The organism is Streptomyces sp. JW3 (genome assembly GCF_052216785.1).
In the GTDB taxonomy this organism is placed as follows: domain Bacteria; phylum Actinomycetota; class Actinomycetes; order Streptomycetales; family Streptomycetaceae; genus Streptomyces.
Window position 1 is genome coordinate 23,907 of sequence record NZ_JBQOUX010000004.1, and the last position, 13,886, is coordinate 37,792.

General features: G+C 74.5%; 19 protein-coding genes. 14 read left to right on the plus strand and 5 right to left on the minus strand.

The features are described 5' to 3' along the window. Window positions 1-67: 67 nt before the first annotated feature. Window positions 68-553 (plus strand): GNAT family N-acetyltransferase, encoded by a 486-nt coding sequence (locus ACTT8P_RS02975; RefSeq protein WP_442829921.1) that lies wholly within the window; start codon window positions 68-70, stop codon window positions 551-553. A gap of 21 nt (window positions 554-574) precedes the next feature. On the opposite strand, the gene ACTT8P_RS02980 is transcribed toward ACTT8P_RS02975, so the two are convergent. Continuing rightward, the gene (locus ACTT8P_RS02980) at window positions 575-1,501 is read right to left on the minus strand and encodes a M56 family metallopeptidase (RefSeq protein ID WP_442829922.1); all 927 of its coding nucleotides are present in this window, start codon (window positions 1,499-1,501) and stop codon (window positions 575-577) included. Window positions 1,502-1,507: 6 nt separating this feature from the next. Continuing rightward, the gene (locus ACTT8P_RS02985) at window positions 1,508-1,897 is read right to left on the minus strand and encodes a BlaI/MecI/CopY family transcriptional regulator (protein WP_442829923.1); all 390 of its coding nucleotides are present in this window, start codon (window positions 1,895-1,897) and stop codon (window positions 1,508-1,510) included. A 185-nt stretch (window positions 1,898-2,082) separates the two neighbouring features. Between ACTT8P_RS02985 and ACTT8P_RS02990 the strand changes: the two genes are divergently transcribed. Then, entirely contained in the window at window positions 2,083-3,384 is a 1,302-nt protein-coding gene (locus tag ACTT8P_RS02990) for a phytase (protein ID WP_442829924.1), read from the plus strand. A 9-nt stretch (window positions 3,385-3,393) separates the two neighbouring features. Here the strand turns inward: ACTT8P_RS02990 and ACTT8P_RS02995 are convergent, their stop codons facing one another. The 3 genes from ACTT8P_RS02995 to ACTT8P_RS03005 all read right to left on the minus strand — a co-directional run bounded on the left by ACTT8P_RS02995 (window position 3,394) and on the right by ACTT8P_RS03005 (window position 7,063). Beyond that, window positions 3,394-5,070 carry a hypothetical protein gene (locus ACTT8P_RS02995; RefSeq protein WP_442829925.1) on the minus strand — a complete coding sequence of 559 codons (1,677 nt, stop codon included), beginning with the start codon at window positions 5,068-5,070 and terminating at the stop codon, window positions 3,394-3,396. A gap of 93 nt (window positions 5,071-5,163) precedes the next feature. Then, entirely contained in the window at window positions 5,164-5,859 is a 696-nt protein-coding gene (locus tag ACTT8P_RS03000; protein ID WP_442829926.1) for a lytic polysaccharide monooxygenase auxiliary activity family 9 protein, read from the minus strand. Window positions 5,860-6,049: 190 nt separating this feature from the next. Continuing rightward, on the minus strand, window positions 6,050-7,063 hold the full coding sequence (locus ACTT8P_RS03005) for a zinc-binding dehydrogenase (RefSeq protein ID WP_442829927.1): 1,014 nt from the start codon (window positions 7,061-7,063) through the stop codon (window positions 6,050-6,052). A 163-nt stretch (window positions 7,064-7,226) separates the two neighbouring features. Here ACTT8P_RS03005 and ACTT8P_RS03010 point away from each other — a divergent pair, with 163 nt between their 5' ends. From ACTT8P_RS03010 to ACTT8P_RS03065, 12 genes are all read left to right on the plus strand, one after another. Then, the gene (locus ACTT8P_RS03010) at window positions 7,227-7,760 is read left to right on the plus strand and encodes a TetR-like C-terminal domain-containing protein (protein WP_442830031.1); all 534 of its coding nucleotides are present in this window, start codon (window positions 7,227-7,229) and stop codon (window positions 7,758-7,760) included. A gap of 130 nt (window positions 7,761-7,890) precedes the next feature. Next, entirely contained in the window at window positions 7,891-8,529 is a 639-nt protein-coding gene (locus ACTT8P_RS03015; RefSeq protein ID WP_442829928.1) for a class I SAM-dependent methyltransferase, read from the plus strand. A gap of 287 nt (window positions 8,530-8,816) precedes the next feature. Next, complete coding sequence (locus ACTT8P_RS03020; RefSeq protein WP_442829929.1) at window positions 8,817-9,134, plus strand: gas vesicle protein; 318 nt, start codon at window positions 8,817-8,819, stop codon at window positions 9,132-9,134. A gap of 39 nt (window positions 9,135-9,173) precedes the next feature. After that, the gene (locus ACTT8P_RS03025) at window positions 9,174-9,695 is read left to right on the plus strand and encodes a gas vesicle structural protein GvpA (RefSeq protein WP_442829930.1); all 522 of its coding nucleotides are present in this window, start codon (window positions 9,174-9,176) and stop codon (window positions 9,693-9,695) included. Continuing rightward, entirely contained in the window at window positions 9,692-10,456 is a 765-nt protein-coding gene (locus tag ACTT8P_RS03030; RefSeq protein WP_442829931.1) for a GvpL/GvpF family gas vesicle protein, read from the plus strand. The genes ACTT8P_RS03025 and ACTT8P_RS03030 overlap by 4 nt, the downstream gene beginning before the upstream one ends. A gap of 4 nt (window positions 10,457-10,460) precedes the next feature. Then, window positions 10,461-10,739 carry a gas vesicle protein GvpG gene (locus ACTT8P_RS03035; protein WP_442829932.1) on the plus strand — a complete coding sequence of 93 codons (279 nt, stop codon included), beginning with the start codon at window positions 10,461-10,463 and terminating at the stop codon, window positions 10,737-10,739. Further along, window positions 10,736-11,233, plus strand: coding sequence for a hypothetical protein (locus ACTT8P_RS03040; RefSeq protein ID WP_442829933.1), 498 nt, complete (start codon window positions 10,736-10,738; stop codon window positions 11,231-11,233). The genes ACTT8P_RS03035 and ACTT8P_RS03040 overlap by 4 nt, the downstream gene beginning before the upstream one ends. Beyond that, window positions 11,230-12,072: an SRPBCC family protein gene (locus ACTT8P_RS03045; RefSeq protein ID WP_442829934.1), complete on the plus strand. Its 843-nt coding sequence runs from the start codon at window positions 11,230-11,232 to the stop codon at window positions 12,070-12,072. The genes ACTT8P_RS03040 and ACTT8P_RS03045 overlap by 4 nt, the downstream gene beginning before the upstream one ends. Further along, window positions 12,069-12,416, plus strand: a complete 348-nt coding sequence (locus tag ACTT8P_RS03050; protein ID WP_442829935.1) for a gas vesicle protein — start codon at window positions 12,069-12,071, stop codon at window positions 12,414-12,416. The genes ACTT8P_RS03045 and ACTT8P_RS03050 overlap by 4 nt, the downstream gene beginning before the upstream one ends. After that, on the plus strand, window positions 12,413-13,261 hold the full coding sequence (locus ACTT8P_RS03055; RefSeq protein WP_442829936.1) for a GvpL/GvpF family gas vesicle protein: 849 nt from the start codon (window positions 12,413-12,415) through the stop codon (window positions 13,259-13,261). The genes ACTT8P_RS03050 and ACTT8P_RS03055 overlap by 4 nt, the downstream gene beginning before the upstream one ends. Continuing rightward, window positions 13,258-13,506: a gas vesicle protein gene (locus ACTT8P_RS03060; protein WP_442829937.1), complete on the plus strand. Its 249-nt coding sequence runs from the start codon at window positions 13,258-13,260 to the stop codon at window positions 13,504-13,506. The genes ACTT8P_RS03055 and ACTT8P_RS03060 overlap by 4 nt, the downstream gene beginning before the upstream one ends. Then, the gene (locus ACTT8P_RS03065; RefSeq protein ID WP_361171884.1) at window positions 13,503-13,796 is read left to right on the plus strand and encodes a gas vesicle protein K; all 294 of its coding nucleotides are present in this window, start codon (window positions 13,503-13,505) and stop codon (window positions 13,794-13,796) included. The genes ACTT8P_RS03060 and ACTT8P_RS03065 overlap by 4 nt, the downstream gene beginning before the upstream one ends. Window positions 13,797-13,886 lie beyond the last annotated feature (90 nt).

Here is a 13,886-nt window from a genome sequence, read left to right on the forward strand (position 1 = left end):
CGGTGACCCGAGACCGTCGACAGCCAGCCCGAAACGTATTCGTTTCGTCGAGTTGTCCGGTGCGGTGATGTCCGCTCTGCTCGACGGAGACCTGGCCGTGGCCGGCCGGACGGCCGGGGTCGTGCTGACCGAGTACTTCCTGACGGACCGGGCACGGTGGCTGTGGCGGTTCCGGCTCGGCCAGATGGCCGCCGACCCCCGCCGTGCGCGGTGGATGGCGCGGCAGGCGGTGGTCGGCGACGACGGTCTCGTCGTCGGACATGCCGGGTTCCACGGACCGCCCGACGAGGCCGGCATGGTGGAGATCGGCTACGCCGTCGATCCCCGCTTCCGCCGCCAGGGGTACGCCCGGTCCACGCTGACCGAGTTGCTGCGCCGGGCGGCGGCCGAACCCGGGGTCACCACCGTGCGGGCGACGATCAGCCCCGGCAACGTGGCGTCCCTGGCCACGATCTCGGGCTTCGGCTTCGTCGAGGTCGGGGAGCAGTGGGACGAGGAGGACGGCCGGGAACTCGTCTTCGAGGTCGCCGCCCGCCGGGTGCCGGCCGCCTGAGGGGAGCGCGGCCGGCTCTCGTCAGAACGCCGCCCGGAAGATCAGGAACATGGTCACCGTCGCGTTCGCCGACGACATCACCGACGCGGCGGTGCCCGCGGCGGCGGCCCAGGCCGCCAGGCCCACCGAGGTGAAGACCGAGGGGCGGCGGCGGGCCGCCGGGGCGGGGCCGAGCAGGGCGGCGACCCGGCGCGGTACCGGGCCGGGCGCGGCCAGACCGGCCAGGGTGGCGACCGGGGTGCCGCGGGAGACCAGGGCCGCCTTGCCGATGGCGGTGGCCACCGCGCGGCGGTTGCCGGTGACCCGGGCGGCCTCCTCGTCGGCCCACCGCTCGGCGGTGTAGGCCACCGCGGTGCGCAGTGGCCGCAGGAACGGGTTGGCCAGCGCGGCGAGCCGGACGGCGAGCAGGAAGCGGTGGTGCCGGCCGGACAGATGGGCCCGTTCGTGGGCGAACAGCGCCCGGCGCTCGGCGGGTTCGAGGCGGTCCAGCAGGGCGGTGGTGACCACCACCCGGTCGCGCCGGCCGCCGGGCAGCGCGTAGGCGTAGGGGACGTCGTCCGGCAGCACGGCCACCGAGGTGCCGGGCAGGCCGGCGAGCGCGCCGTGGGCGCGGCGGCGTACCCGGCGGTGCCGCCACAGCGCCCGGCCGCAGGCCGCGAGGACCAGGCACAGCGCCGGGATCGCCGCCTTGCCGGCCACGTCGTCGTAGGGGACGGCGGCCCGCACCTCGGGGTCGGACCAGCCGTCCGGCAGCGGGTTGCCGGGCAATTGCGCGGTGCCGACCACCATCACCAGCGCCAGGCACACGGTGCTGCACAGGGCCATCACCGCGGCGACGGCGGTGAGCAGCCGGGTCGCGGTGCGCGGGTGCAGGTGCTGTTCGGCCAGCCGCGCGATGGGCCAGGCGGTCAGCGGCAGGACCAGCGGGAGAAAGACGAAGAGGCCCATCAGGCGTCAGTCTTCCCCTTCGTCCGCGGCGCGGGGGTGCTCCAGCAGATCGCGCAGCAGCCGCTCGTCGTCCGGGTCGAGGCCGGTGACGAAGCTGGCCAGGACGGCCTCGCGGTCGCTCTCGCCGTCCAGCACCTTGCGCATCTTGCGGGCGGCCAGGCCGGCCTGGTCCGCGGCGGGCGTCCAGGCGAAGGAGCGGCCGGCCCGTTCCCGGGTGACCGCGCCCTTGTCCAGCAGCCGGGTCAGGATCGTGATCACGGTCGTGTAGGCGAGGCCGCCGCCGAGCCGCTCCTGCACCCACCCGGCCGTCGCCGGGCCGTCCGCCTCACTGAGCGCCGTCAGCACCAGCGCCTCCAGTTCGCCCTGCCCCCTGCGGGGACGCGGGTGATCCGCCACGGTCCGTCTCCTCTCCGCCGCCGTCCGTTTTCCGAGCCGCCATCGTATAGACGCCGCGGCGGGGCGGTTTCCGTTCCCCCGGCGGACACCGTCCCGTCACCGGGAGAACGTCCGGCCGACCCCCTGCCCCACCAAGATCGCCCAACGTACCGTGTTGTCATGTCTCCGACTTACGAGGAGTACCGGTGAGGCACCCCTTCGGACGGCTGGCCGTCGCTGTCCTGACCGCGGCCGTCGCCGTCCTTCCGGCCACTGCGGCCGTCGCGCGGCAGGACCGGGCCGCGGCCCTGCCGACCGTGCACCCGCGCGCCGAGACGGCCCCGCTGAGCGACGACGAGGCCGGCGGCAACGCCGACGCGGACGACCCCGCGATCTGGCGGGACGCGGCCGACCCGGACCGCAGCCTGGTCATCGCCACGGCGAAGGAGGGCGGGCTGCGGGTCTACGGCCTCGACGCGCGGCTGGTGCAGTCGGTCGCGGCGCCGGCCGGACCGACGCCCGAGGACGCCCCCGGCCGGTTCAACAACGTCGACCTCGTGCCGGGCGTGCGGCTCGGCCGGGGCCGGGCGGACCTGGCGGTGACCACCGACCGCGGCAACGACCGGCTGCGGATCTACCGCGTCGACCCGGCCGCGCCCGGCGGCCCGCTCACCGACGTCACCGACCCGGCCGCCGCGCCGGTCTTCGCCGCCGACCAGGCCGAGATCAACGAGGAGCGCACCGCGTACGGCCTGGCCACCTGGACCGACCGCTCGACCGGCCGGTCCTACGCCCTGGTCAGCCGCCGCGAGCGCACCACGCTCGCCCTGCTGGAACTGATCCCGGCCGCCGCGGGCCGCGTCGGCTACCGCGAGGTCCGCACCCTGGACCTGCCGTCCGCCTTCCGGCTGCCCGACGGCACCTCCTGGTCACCGTGCGCGGAGCCGGGCGAACTCCCCCAGGTCGAGGGCATGGTCGTCGACCCCGCGAACGGTGTGCTGTACGCCGGTCAGGAGGACGTCGGCATCTGGCGGCTGCGCGCCGACCTCACCGGCACCCCCCGGCTGCTGGACAAGGTCCGGGAGTACGGCGTGCCGGGCCGCTACGACGAGGCCACCGAGGAGTGCGTCGCGGGCGCCGACCCCGGCTACGGCGGCACCCGGATCTCCGCCGACGTGGAGGGACTGACGCTGCTCCAGGAGCGGGACGGGGACGGTTACCTGCTCGCCTCCAGCCAGGGTGACGACACCTTCGCCGCGTACGACCGCGAGACCGGCGAGGGCAACGAGTACGCGGGCGGGTTCCGGGTCACCGCCGCCTCGGCCGCGCTGGACGGGTCCGAGGAGTGCGACGGGGCGGCGGTGCTCGACCAGCAGCTGGGGTCGCGGTATCCGCGCGGGCTGCTGGTCGTGCAGGACGGTCATGACGCTCCCGGTGACGGCGACACCGCCGTCACCAACTTCAAGTTCGTCGACCTCGGGGACGTGAAGGACGCCCTCGACGGCTGACGGGGGCCGTCAGGCGCAGCAGGAGTGCCGGTCCAGGCGGCAGAGGCAGGACGCCTCGACCGGTACGTCCGCCAGCGCGGCCGCCGTTCTGAGCTGCTGGGCGATGATCCGGGCCTCGCCGTCCTTGCCGAGCCGCACCAGGCACTCGTGCAGTCCGTGCAGCGCCCAGACGTTGCCGGGGTGCTGGAGGGCGCGCGGCAGGGTGTCGTCCAGGCCCAGGTCGGCCCGGTAGACCGCCTCGGCCTCCGCGACCCGGCCCTGTTCCAGGAGCAGCGCGCCGTAGGCGTGCCGGGTGGGCTGCATCCAGCCCCACGGTTCGTCGTAGGGCAGGCTGTCGTCGAGTTCGACGGAGCGCCGCAGGGCGGCGAAGGCGGCCTCGTAGTCGCCCTTGCGGTACGCCAGTTCGCCGTCGAGCATGGCGGCGGCGACGGCGAACAGGTCGGCGCAGGTGTTGTTGAAGAGGGTGCGGGAGGCGGGGACCGCGGCGACGGCCGCGCGGAACAGCTCGCGTTCGTGTTCCGCCTCGGTGATGCGGCCGGTGGCGGACAGTGCGATCCCGCGCGCGTAGCGCAGCGTCGCGGTCGTGACGCAGTACAGGCGCGGGTCGGCGGGCAGCGGCAGGGCGAGGATGTCCGCCCAGCGGCCGAACCGGATCAGTACGTGCGTCCGCAGGGCGAGGAAGCCCTCCAGCCAGTCGGCCATCGGCGGGCTCGGCACCCGCAGCAGGTCTTCCGGGATCGACTCCTCCAAGCGGGCCGTGGTCTCCAGCGCGTCCTGGAGGCGGCCGAGGAACATCGCGCCGTAGATCTTGAAGTGGTAGTCGTGCGACCGGTACAGGGTGTAGAAGTTCATCGCCCCGGCCCGGGCCCGGTACTTCTCGTCGGCGGCGATCGCCGCGGTGTTGTCGGAGAGCACCCGCCGGTAGTCGCCGCACAGGACCTCCAGGTGCGAGGGCATGTGCAGCAGGTGCCCGGCGTCGGGGACCAGGTGGCGCAGTCGGTCGGCGACGGTCAGGGCCGCCTCGGGGGCGGGGGACATCTCCATCAGGTGGACGTAGAAGTGCACGACGCCCGGGTGGTCGCGGCCGGCCCCGGTGGCGAGGGCGCGCTCCAGGACCGCCTTGGCCTGCGGGGTGCGGGCGCCCTCGGCGGGGCGGCCGGTGCGCAGGTCCCACAGCTGCCAGGGGGTCAGGTTCATCAGGGCGTCGGCGTAGAGGGCGGCGACGTCCAGGTCGTCGGGGGCGAGTTCGTGGACGGCGCGCATGGCGTCGGCGTACGGGACGTTCCACACCGAGCAGTCCGCGACCGCCTCGGGGCGCGGGTAGCGGGCGCGCAGGGCGCCGATCAGGGCGCGTTCGACGGGGGTCGCGGCGGCGGCCTTCCGATGGGCGCGTTCCACGGCGGCGTGGGTCCGCTCGACGGTCAGCGCCAGCTCGCGCTCGTCGAACGCCTCCCAGGGCTTGTTGTAGTTCGGCCCGAGCGCGTAGGCGATGCCCCAGTGGGCCATCGCGCAGTCCGGGTCGGCCGCGGCGGCGGCCTCGAAGCAGGCGATGGCCTCCTCGTGGTGGAAGGCGTACGTCCACACCAGGCCCCGGTCGAACCAGGTCTGGGCCCGCGCCGACGTGGTCGTCACGGGCCGGCCGTGCGTGCCGAGGTCGTAGTAGTCGTCCAGGTGGTCGTCGTCCATGCTGGACGTATAGCGCAACGCGTGGGCGGGGCCGTGGCTTTCCGGCACAACTGCGCCGGATCGTGTACGGCCCCGCCGCCGAGGCGGTGCGGCTCAGGTGAAGTTCACGTCACTGCACAGGAAGTACGTCTGGTCCATGTGCGACGCCTGCCAGATGGTGTAGACGACGTGCCGGCCGCTCAGGCCCGAGGTGCTGACCGGGATGTCGTAGTTGTTGGCGGGCCCGTAGCTGCCGGTCTGGGCGACCAGTTGGAGGTCGCTCCAGGTCAGCGGCTGGGTGGCGGGGTCGAAGCCCTGCCGGGTGACGTAGACGAGGAAGTAGTCCGCGCCGTGGCTCGCCTGGTCGTACAGGTGGACGGTGAAGTCGTCGGTCGCGATGTCCGTGGTCTTCCAGGCGCCCACCGCGTCCAGCGCGTTGTACCGGCCGCCCTCGGTCCGGCCGCCGCTGCACAACTGGCCGTCCGGGACGACCGCCTGGAAGTTGCCGGCGGAGCCGTTGCGGTACAGGCCGTTCCAGTTCCACATGGCGTTCGGGTCGGCCTGCCACGCCTGCCAGCACATGGGGTCCTCGTCGGCCATGGCCGGGTTCTGGAAGTCGCTGCCCCAGCGCAGCCAGCAGCCGTAGTTGCGGGAGGCGGGGTCGATGACGGAGCCGTGCGCGACGGCGGTGCCGCTCCAGGGGACGAGCGCGAGCAGGGCCGCGGCGAGCGCGCTGAGGACGAGGGTCAGGACGCGGCGGCGCCCACCTCGCAAACTGTTGGGTTCATGACAAGTGCGGGTCCGGGTCATGGCCGTGATCTCCTCTTTCCGGGTGGGGCCGATGGAGGATCGAGCACGGGAGCGCGTGTGGGAGCGCTCCCAATGCACAGGCTGCGCCCTGGGAAACACAGCCGCAATGTTCGTTTGCGCCAGTTCCGCTGCCGCGGTGGCGTGTTCGACGCGGGTGTTCGACAGGGCGCGGCGTTAGGGACCCGGCGGGTCAGGGGCGCAGGATCAGCCGGATCGGGTTGCCTTCCTTCCGCTCCAGCCGGGCGACCGCCGCGGCGGCCTCGGCCAGCGGCAGTACGCCGCTGATGGACTCGGAGAAGTCCAGCCGGCCGCCCTCGATCAGCCGCAGCAACTGCGGCAGCGCCACCGGCATGTCGGAGCCGTAGTGGCCGAGGATGCGCTGCTGGAGGTAGCTGAAGCGGGTGCCGTCGGCGACGGTGAGCGGCTTGTCGGTCAGGCCGGCCAGGACCAGCCGCCCCTTGGGGGCGAGGACGGAGAGGGCCTGCTCGCGCACCGCGGGCACGCCCGCGAAGTCGAAGGCGGCGGCGATCCCGGCCCCGCCGGTCGCCCGGCCGACGGCCTCCCGCAGGCCCGGGTCGGCGGAGTCGAGGACCAGATCGGCGCCGGCCGCGAGGGCGCGGTCGCGGGCGACGGGGTTGGGGTCGACGGCGACGACCGGGCAGGCGCCGACGGCGCGCAGCAACCGCACGGCGTGCACGCCGAGTCCGCCGACGCCCCAGACGCCGACCGCCTCGGCGGGCCGGACCGCGCCGGTCTCGGTGATCGCGCCCCACGGCGTGGACACCGCGTCGGGGATGATCGCGCCCTGGTCGAAGGGGATGGCGTCGGGCAGCAGGGTCAGGGCGTCGGCCGTGGACAGGGCGTACTCGGCCCAGCCGCCGTCGTAGTCGACGCCCCGGGTGTAGGTGACGCCGTCGCGCACCTCGCCGGCGTACAGGACCACACGCTGTCCCGGTGTCCAGGCGGTGACGCCCTGGCCGGTCTCGGCGATGGTGCCGGACACCTCGTGGCCGAGGGTGACGGTGTCGCCCCGGAGGAACAGCGGGGTGAGGGTGCCGTCGATGAGGTGGACGTCGGAGAGGCAGACCCCGGCCGCCTCGACCTTGACCAGTACCTCACCGGGGCCGGGCTGGGGGCGGGGCACCTCCTCCAGCCGCAGGGCGCGGCTCGGGACGTGCAGACGGGCGGCGAGCATCCGCTCCATGACAGGACCTCCTCGGTGCGGCGGCGACCCCGCACTTATCGCAGGTCGTCTTGCGTTAACCGTACACCCATCGCAAGTCGAGTTGCTTTAGGCTGGGTCGATGACCCCGCCGAAGGATTCCCCGCCGTCCGCCGCCCCGCCGTTGCGCCGTCGCGGGGAGCCGATGCGGCAGGCGGTGCTGGCCGCGGCGGTGGAGCTGCTGTCGAGGGAAGGGCTGGCGGGTGCGACGGTGGCCGCGGTGGCCCGCGCGGCCGGGGTGCACGAGACGTCGGTCTACCGGCGCTGGGGGACCCGCGAGAACCTGATCTTCGACGCGTTGACCACGGGGCTGGACTCCGCGCTGCCGATTCCCGACACCGGGCGGATCCGGGACGACCTGCTGGTCTTCTTCTCCCGGCTGGCCCGGCTGCTCGCCACCCCCGAGGGGCAGGCGCTGCTCCGGCTGAGCGTGGAGCGGGACGACACGCTGGACGACCGGCGCGGCCCCTACTGGCGGGACCGGCTGGACCGCGCCGTGGTGATGGTCCGACGCGGTGTGGAGCGCGGCGAGCTGGCCCCCGGCACGGACGCCGGGCTGCTGATCGAGGCGGTGAGCGGGCCGCTGTTCGTACGGGTGCTGCTCAGCGGGGCGCCGCTGGACGAGGCGCTGGTGGCGGGGCTCGTGGAGCTGGCGCTGGACGGGGCGCGGGGGCGCTGAGGCCGTGGTGCGCCGGGGCGGGGCCGGTCACGCCTCACCCCCGCTGCGGGGACCCCGGGCCCGGCCGGTACTTGTCGGTGGTCCGCGCCGGTGGCACGATGCCCGGCACCGACCACCGAAGGGGCCGACCGTGACCGACGAGCCGCAGCGGGCGCGGGCCGCCGCCGTCTTCGACGCGCTGGGCGGCGCCTACGAGAAGGCGTTCGCCGGTTCCGAGGCCCACCGGCGGTCACTGGACCGGCTGCTCGGGCGGCTCGCGCCCGGCAGCCGGGTGCTGGACGTGGGCAGCGGGACGGGACGGCCCACGGCCGAGACCCTGGTGCGGGCGGGCCACGAGGTGCTGGGGGTGGACATCTCCCCCGTCATGGTCGAACTGGCCGCCCGGCAGGTCCCCGCCGCCGCCTTCCGGTGCGCCGACATCCGCGACCTGCCGCTCACGGACGGCTCCTTCCACGCGGTCTGCGTGTACTTCGCGCTGCTCCAGATGGACCGGGCCGAGCAGCGGGACGTGGTCCGGCGGCTGACGCGGGCGCTGAAGCCGGGCGGGTACCTGGTGCTGGCCACCGTGCCGCTGGACGTGGAGGGCGTCGAGGGCGTCTTCATGGGGCAGCCCGTACGGGTGACCAGTTTCGCCGCGGCGGACCTGACGGCCGTGCTGGAGGGGGCCGGTCTGGAGGTCCTGGACCAGGAGGAGCTGCTGTTCACACCCGAGCACCCGGACGCGGTGCCGGAACCGCAGCTCTTCCTGCACTGCCGGGTGCGCGGCTGAGGACACGGGGCCGGGTGCGCGGCTGAGGCACAGGGCTTCCGGCACGAGGGGCACGCGCCTGAAGGACACAGGCCTCCCCACACGACCGGGCACGCGCCTGAAGGACACAGGCCTCCCCGCCCGGCCGCGCACGCGCCTGAAGGACACAGGCCTCCCCGCCCGGCCGCGCACGCGCCTGAAGGACACAGGCCTCCCCGCCCGGCCGCGCACGGCTGCGGCGCGGCCCCGGCGCCCGGATGGGGTAACTGCGCACGCGCCCGCCGCCGGGCGCGGCCAGAGTGGTCAGCATGACAGCACCCGGCGAGCGCAGGCGCGGCACCACGTCCACCACCGAGCGGCGGCGCGCCGTGCGCGGGGCCGGGGACGCCGCCCGGCGCGCCGCCGACGGACTGGCCGCACTCGTCCAGCACCGGCTGGAGGGCGTCTCCGCGGTGCGCCGTAGCGAGGACGACGGCTGGATCGTCAACGTGGACGTCCTGGAACTCGCGCGCATCCCCGACACCACCAGCCTGCTCGCCACCTACGAGGTCGAACTGGACCCGGCGGGCGAACTGCTCCAGTACCGCCGGATCGCCCGCTACCGGCGGGGCGCCCAGGACCAGTGACGGGCCGCCCCCGAGGCCCGCTTGCGGAAGGACCGTCGCATGATCACGAGCACCTACGAAGACGAGGTCGTCTGCGCGCCCCGCGCCGGCACCCTCTACGACGTGCTGGAACTCATCCTCGACCGCGGGATGGTGATCGACGTCTTCGTGCGGGTCTCGCTCGTCGGCATCGAGATCCTCAAGGTGGACGCGCGGATCGTGGTCGCGAGCGTCGACACGTATCTGCGGTTCGCGGAGGCGTGCAACCGGCTGGACCTGGAGCACGACGTGCGCTCCAAGACGGTGCCCGAGCTGTTCGGCGGGCCGGTGGCCAAGGCGGTCGGCCGGACCGGCGCGAAGCGGACGGCCCGCTCGCTGACCGACAAGGTCCGCGACGTCCTGTCCCCCGACGACCGTGATGCAAGGGACGACCGGGACGACCGGGACGACGACGAGCCGCGGCCGTCCGGCCGGGAGCGGAGCGCGGCCCGGCAGCACCGCCGCACCGGCCGGTCCCCGGAGTCCCGCCACGGCGGCGACCGGCCGCGCCCCCGCCGCCGCCCGACGCCGGAGGACGAGTGACCGTGACAGCGACCGCGCCCACCGCCGCCCCGGGCCTGGGCACCCTCTACGTCTACGGCATCACCGCCGCCGGCGTCCGCGCCCCGCGCACGGCCGGCGTGGACGGCGCCCCGGTGGGACTGCTGACCGAGTCCGGGCTCTGCGCGGCCGTCTCGCCGGCCCCCGAGCGGCCCCGGGCCCGGCGCCGCGACCTGATGGCCCATCAGGCGGTACTGGACGAACTGGCCGCGCAGGGGCCCGTACTGCCCATGCGGTTCGCCGTCCTCACCCCCGAGCCGGCCGCGCTGCGCACCCAACTGCGTACCGAGGGCGACCACTTGAGGCGTCAACTGGAGGCGATCGCCGGCTGCGTCGAGATGAACGTCAAGGGCACGGTGGTGTCCGACTGCCTCGCCGAGCTGGTGCGCCGGGACGAGAACCTCCGTTCGCTGGCGCTGCGGACCCGGCGCCGGCCGGACTACGAGGCCAACGTGCGGCTCGGCGAGGCGCTCGCCCAGGCTGTCCGCCGCGAGGCGCGGCGCGCGGCCCGGGACGTGCTGGACCGGCTGACGCCGCTGGCCGTGCGCACCGCACCGGGCCCGCTGGACGACGAACGGGTGCTCAGTACGTCGTTCCTGGTGCGCGCCGCCGACGAGCCGCGTTTCCGGCGGGAGGCGGCCGCGCGGGCCCGCGCCTGCGGGGACCGGCTGGCGCTCGGCGTGACCGGGCCGCTGCCCTGCTACAGCTTCGTCGACGCGCGTCCCGCGCCGGCCGGGCGGTGACGGGATGGGACTGGTGAGCGGCCTGTTGCTGCTGCCGCTGGCCCCGGTGCGCGGCACGGTGTGGATCGCCGACCACCTGCTGGCCGAGGCCCGGCGGCAGCACGACGACCCGCGTGCCCTGCAGGCGCGGCTGGCGGCGCTCAACCGCGCGCTGGAGGCGGGCGACATCGACGAGGCGGCCTTCGAGCGGGAGGAGGAGCGCCTGCTCACGCTCCTCGAACGCCGGACCGGGCCGCGCACGACCAGAGACCGGCGAACGCGAACGCAGGGAAGGCACGTATGAGCGACAACAGGGCGGCGCTGGCGGCGGCCGTGGCCGGCGGCTACCTCATGGGCCGCACGAAGAAGGCGAAGCTGGCCTTCGCCGTCGGCTCCTACCTCACGGGACGGCGGCTCGGCCTCGCGCCGGGGCAGGTGCTGTCTCAAGGGCTGGGCCGGCTGCAACAGGTCCCGCAGTTCCAGGAGTTGTCGGACCAGGTGCGCGGCGAGCTGCTGACCGCCGGGCGCGCGGCGGTCACCGCCGCCGCGAGCCGCCGGCTGGACCGGTTCGCCGACGCGCTGCGCGAGCGCACCGACACGCTCGACGGCGCGGGCCGCCGGGACGAGGACGGGTACGAGGACGGGCACGGGGACGGGTACGAGGACGGGGACCCGGAGGAGACCTGTGACGAGGACGAACCGCCTCGCAAGACCGCCAAGGCCGCCCAGACCGCCCAGACCGCCAAGAAGGCGGCCGCGCCGGCCCGGCGTCAGCCGCGGGGAGGTGGCCGACGATGACGGCGAACCAGGCACTCGGCAACCTCAAGGAGGCCCTCGGCGGTTATCTCTCCGCCAAGGGTTCCGGCCTCACCGACCGGGCCGGCGAGCGGGTCAAGGACCTCACCGGCCGGCTGACCGACGTCGCCGAGGGCAAGGGCGGCGGCGGTGGCTCCCAGGACGGCGGGCCGCGCGGCAGCGTCAAGGCCACGCACATCATGGAGACCGTCGACGTCGGCGTGCCGCTGCGCACCGTCTACGACCACTGGACGCGCTTCGAGGACTTCAGCGACTTCACCAAGGGCGTCCGAGGCGTCAACCGCACCGACGACACCACCTCCGACTGGAACGTCAAGGTCGGCCCGTCCGCCCGCAGTTGGAAGGCGACCGTCCAGGAGCAGATCCCCGACGAGCGGATCGTGTGGACCTCCGAGGGCGCCAAGGGCAGTACCACCGGTGTCGTCACCTTCCACGCCCTCGCGCCGGCCCTGACCCGGATCGTGGTGGTCGTCGAGTACTACCCGGCGGGCTTCTTCGAGAAGACCGGCAACCTGTGGCGCGCCCAGGGGCGCCGGCTGCGCCTCGACCTGAAGCACTTCGCCCGGCACGTCACCCTCCGGGGGGACGAGGAGGTGGAGGGCTGGCGCGGCGAGATCCGCGACGGGGAGGTGGTCCGGACCCATGAGGAGGTGCTGGAGGACGAGAGCGCGGAGCAGGACGAGGACGGTTACGACGACTACGAGGACGACGAGTACGACGAAGAGGAAGACGACGAGGACGAGGACGAGGACGAGGATGTTGAGAGCGACGAGGATGTTGAGAGCGACGAGGACGACGGCCCTGTGAGGGACCCGCGGTGACCGACCTCGACCACCGGTACCCCGGCGGCCCCGAGCCGCAGCCCTATGCCCCCGTCACCGGCAACCTCGCCGACCTGCTGGAACGGGTCCTGGACAAGGGCATCGTCATCGCCGGCGACATCAAGATCGATCTGCTGGACATCGAACTGCTCACCATCCGGCTGCGGCTGTTCATCGCCTCGGTGGACACCGCGAAGAAGGCCGGCATCGACTGGTGGGAGACGGACCCGGCGCTGTCCTCGCGGGCCGCGCACGACGCGCTCGCCGAGGAGAACGCGCGGCTGCGGGCCCGGTTGGACGCCTTGGAGGAGAGTGCCGAGGACACCTTGGAGGAGGCCCGGTGAGCCACTTGTCCGCGCCCGGCCGTGTCGTGTGCGCCTTCGCCGTCACCCGTACGCCGCCGCCCGCCGACGTGCTGGCCGCGACACCCGGCCACGCCGAGGGCGGCCCGCTGCGGGTGCTGCCCGCCGGGGACCTGTACCTGGTCGTGCAGGACGTCCCCGCCGCGTCGTTCGACGAAGCCGCCCTCACCGAACGGCTCAACCGGCCCGCCGACCTCGAGGACTGCGCCCGCGCCCACCACCGGGGCGTCGAGGCCGCCGCCCGTACCGGCCCCGTCGTGCCGCTGCCGCTGGCCACGCTCTACCGCACCGACCACAGCGCCGCGACGGCCGTCACCTCCCGCGCGGCGGAACTCGGCGCGCTCCTCGACCGGCTCCGGGGGCGTACGGAGTGGGCGGTCAAGGTGCACGCCGCCGAGGCTGACGGGCCTGCGGACCCGGCACCCGACGGCGTCGACGGCCGCTCCTACCTCAGCCGGGCCAGCGCCCGCCGCCGGATCCGGCAGGACAGCCGCGGCCGGGCGGCCGCCGGTGCGGAGGCCGTCGACACGGAGCTGCGGCGGTACGCCGTCGCCGCCACCCGGCACCGTCCGCAGAGCGAACAGCTGACCGGCCGCCGCGCACCCCAGCTCCTCAACGCCGCCTACCTGGTGGACGACGCCCGCCGCACCGGCTTCACCGCGGCACTGTCCCGGCTCCGCGCGGACGGCGGGGCCGCGGGCGTCGAGCTGAGCGCGTCCGGGCCCTGGATCCCGTACTCCTTCGCCACATGGGACTCCGCGGGAGACCCCACATGTGACTTCACGCGGGACGACCGGGAGAGCGCACCGGAGGCGGTGCGGTCATGACCGCCCCGGACGTCCGCGAGCCCGGCCTGACCCATGTGCCGTGGAACGGCCCCGACCAGTACGCGCCGCTCGGTGTCCCCCTGGTCGACCTGCTGGACCGGGTGCTGGCGACCGGCGTGGTGGTCAGCGGCGACCTGGTGCTGGCCATCGCCGACGTACCGCTGGTGCGGGTCTCGCTGCACGCCCTGCTGTCGTCGGTGAACGAGCGGGTGCCGTCCCCCTGGCCGGACAGCGGGCCGCTGTGACCGCGCCGCGCGACCGCACCCTGGACCTGGACCCGGACCGGGTCGGCAACGACCTGGCCGCCCTGGTGCTGACCGTCGTCGAACTGCTGCGGCAGCTGATGGAGCGGCAGGCCGTGCGGCGCTTCGACGAGGGGACGCTGAGCGCGGAGCAGGAGGACCGGCTCGGCACCGCCCTGATGCTGCTCGACCAGCGCATGGACGACCTGTGCGAACGACACGGGCTGACCCGCGCCGACCTCAACCTCGACCTGGGCCCGCTGGGCCCGCTGCTCGCCGACCCCGAGCCCTGATCTCCCTCTCCCCCTCCCCCTCTCCCCCTCCCCCTCTCTCCCCCACCCTCCCCCGCACCCTCTGATCGCTATGATGAGCCAAAACGCTCA

Excerpts from the sequence above, each read along its gene's own strand:
- ACTT8P_RS03000 (WP_442829926.1), bottom strand. The coding sequence starts at position 5,859 with ATGACCCGGACCCGCACTTGTCATGAACCCAACAGTTTGCGAGGTGGG.
- ACTT8P_RS03010 (WP_442830031.1), top strand. The coding sequence starts at position 7,227 with ATGCGGCAGGCGGTGCTGGCCGCGGCGGTGGAGCTGCTGTCGAGGGAA.
- ACTT8P_RS03035 (WP_442829932.1), top strand. The coding sequence starts at position 10,461 with ATGGGACTGGTGAGCGGCCTGTTGCTGCTGCCGCTGGCCCCGGTGCGC.
- ACTT8P_RS03060 (WP_442829937.1), top strand. The coding sequence starts at position 13,258 with ATGACCGCCCCGGACGTCCGCGAGCCCGGCCTGACCCATGTGCCGTGG.
- ACTT8P_RS03045 (WP_442829934.1), top strand. The coding sequence starts at position 11,230 with ATGACGGCGAACCAGGCACTCGGCAACCTCAAGGAGGCCCTCGGCGGT.
- ACTT8P_RS02980 (WP_442829922.1), bottom strand. The coding sequence starts at position 1,501 with ATGGGCCTCTTCGTCTTTCTCCCGCTGGTCCTGCCGCTGACCGCCTGG.
- ACTT8P_RS02975 (WP_442829921.1), top strand. The coding sequence starts at position 68 with ATGTCCGCTCTGCTCGACGGAGACCTGGCCGTGGCCGGCCGGACGGCC.
- ACTT8P_RS03005 (WP_442829927.1), bottom strand. The coding sequence starts at position 7,063 with ATGGAGCGGATGCTCGCCGCCCGTCTGCACGTCCCGAGCCGCGCCCTG.
- ACTT8P_RS03025 (WP_442829930.1), top strand. The coding sequence starts at position 9,174 with ATGATCACGAGCACCTACGAAGACGAGGTCGTCTGCGCGCCCCGCGCC.
- ACTT8P_RS02995 (WP_442829925.1), bottom strand. The coding sequence starts at position 5,070 with ATGGACGACGACCACCTGGACGACTACTACGACCTCGGCACGCACGGC.
- ACTT8P_RS03040 (WP_442829933.1), top strand. The coding sequence starts at position 10,736 with ATGAGCGACAACAGGGCGGCGCTGGCGGCGGCCGTGGCCGGCGGCTAC.
- ACTT8P_RS03020 (WP_442829929.1), top strand. The coding sequence starts at position 8,817 with ATGACAGCACCCGGCGAGCGCAGGCGCGGCACCACGTCCACCACCGAG.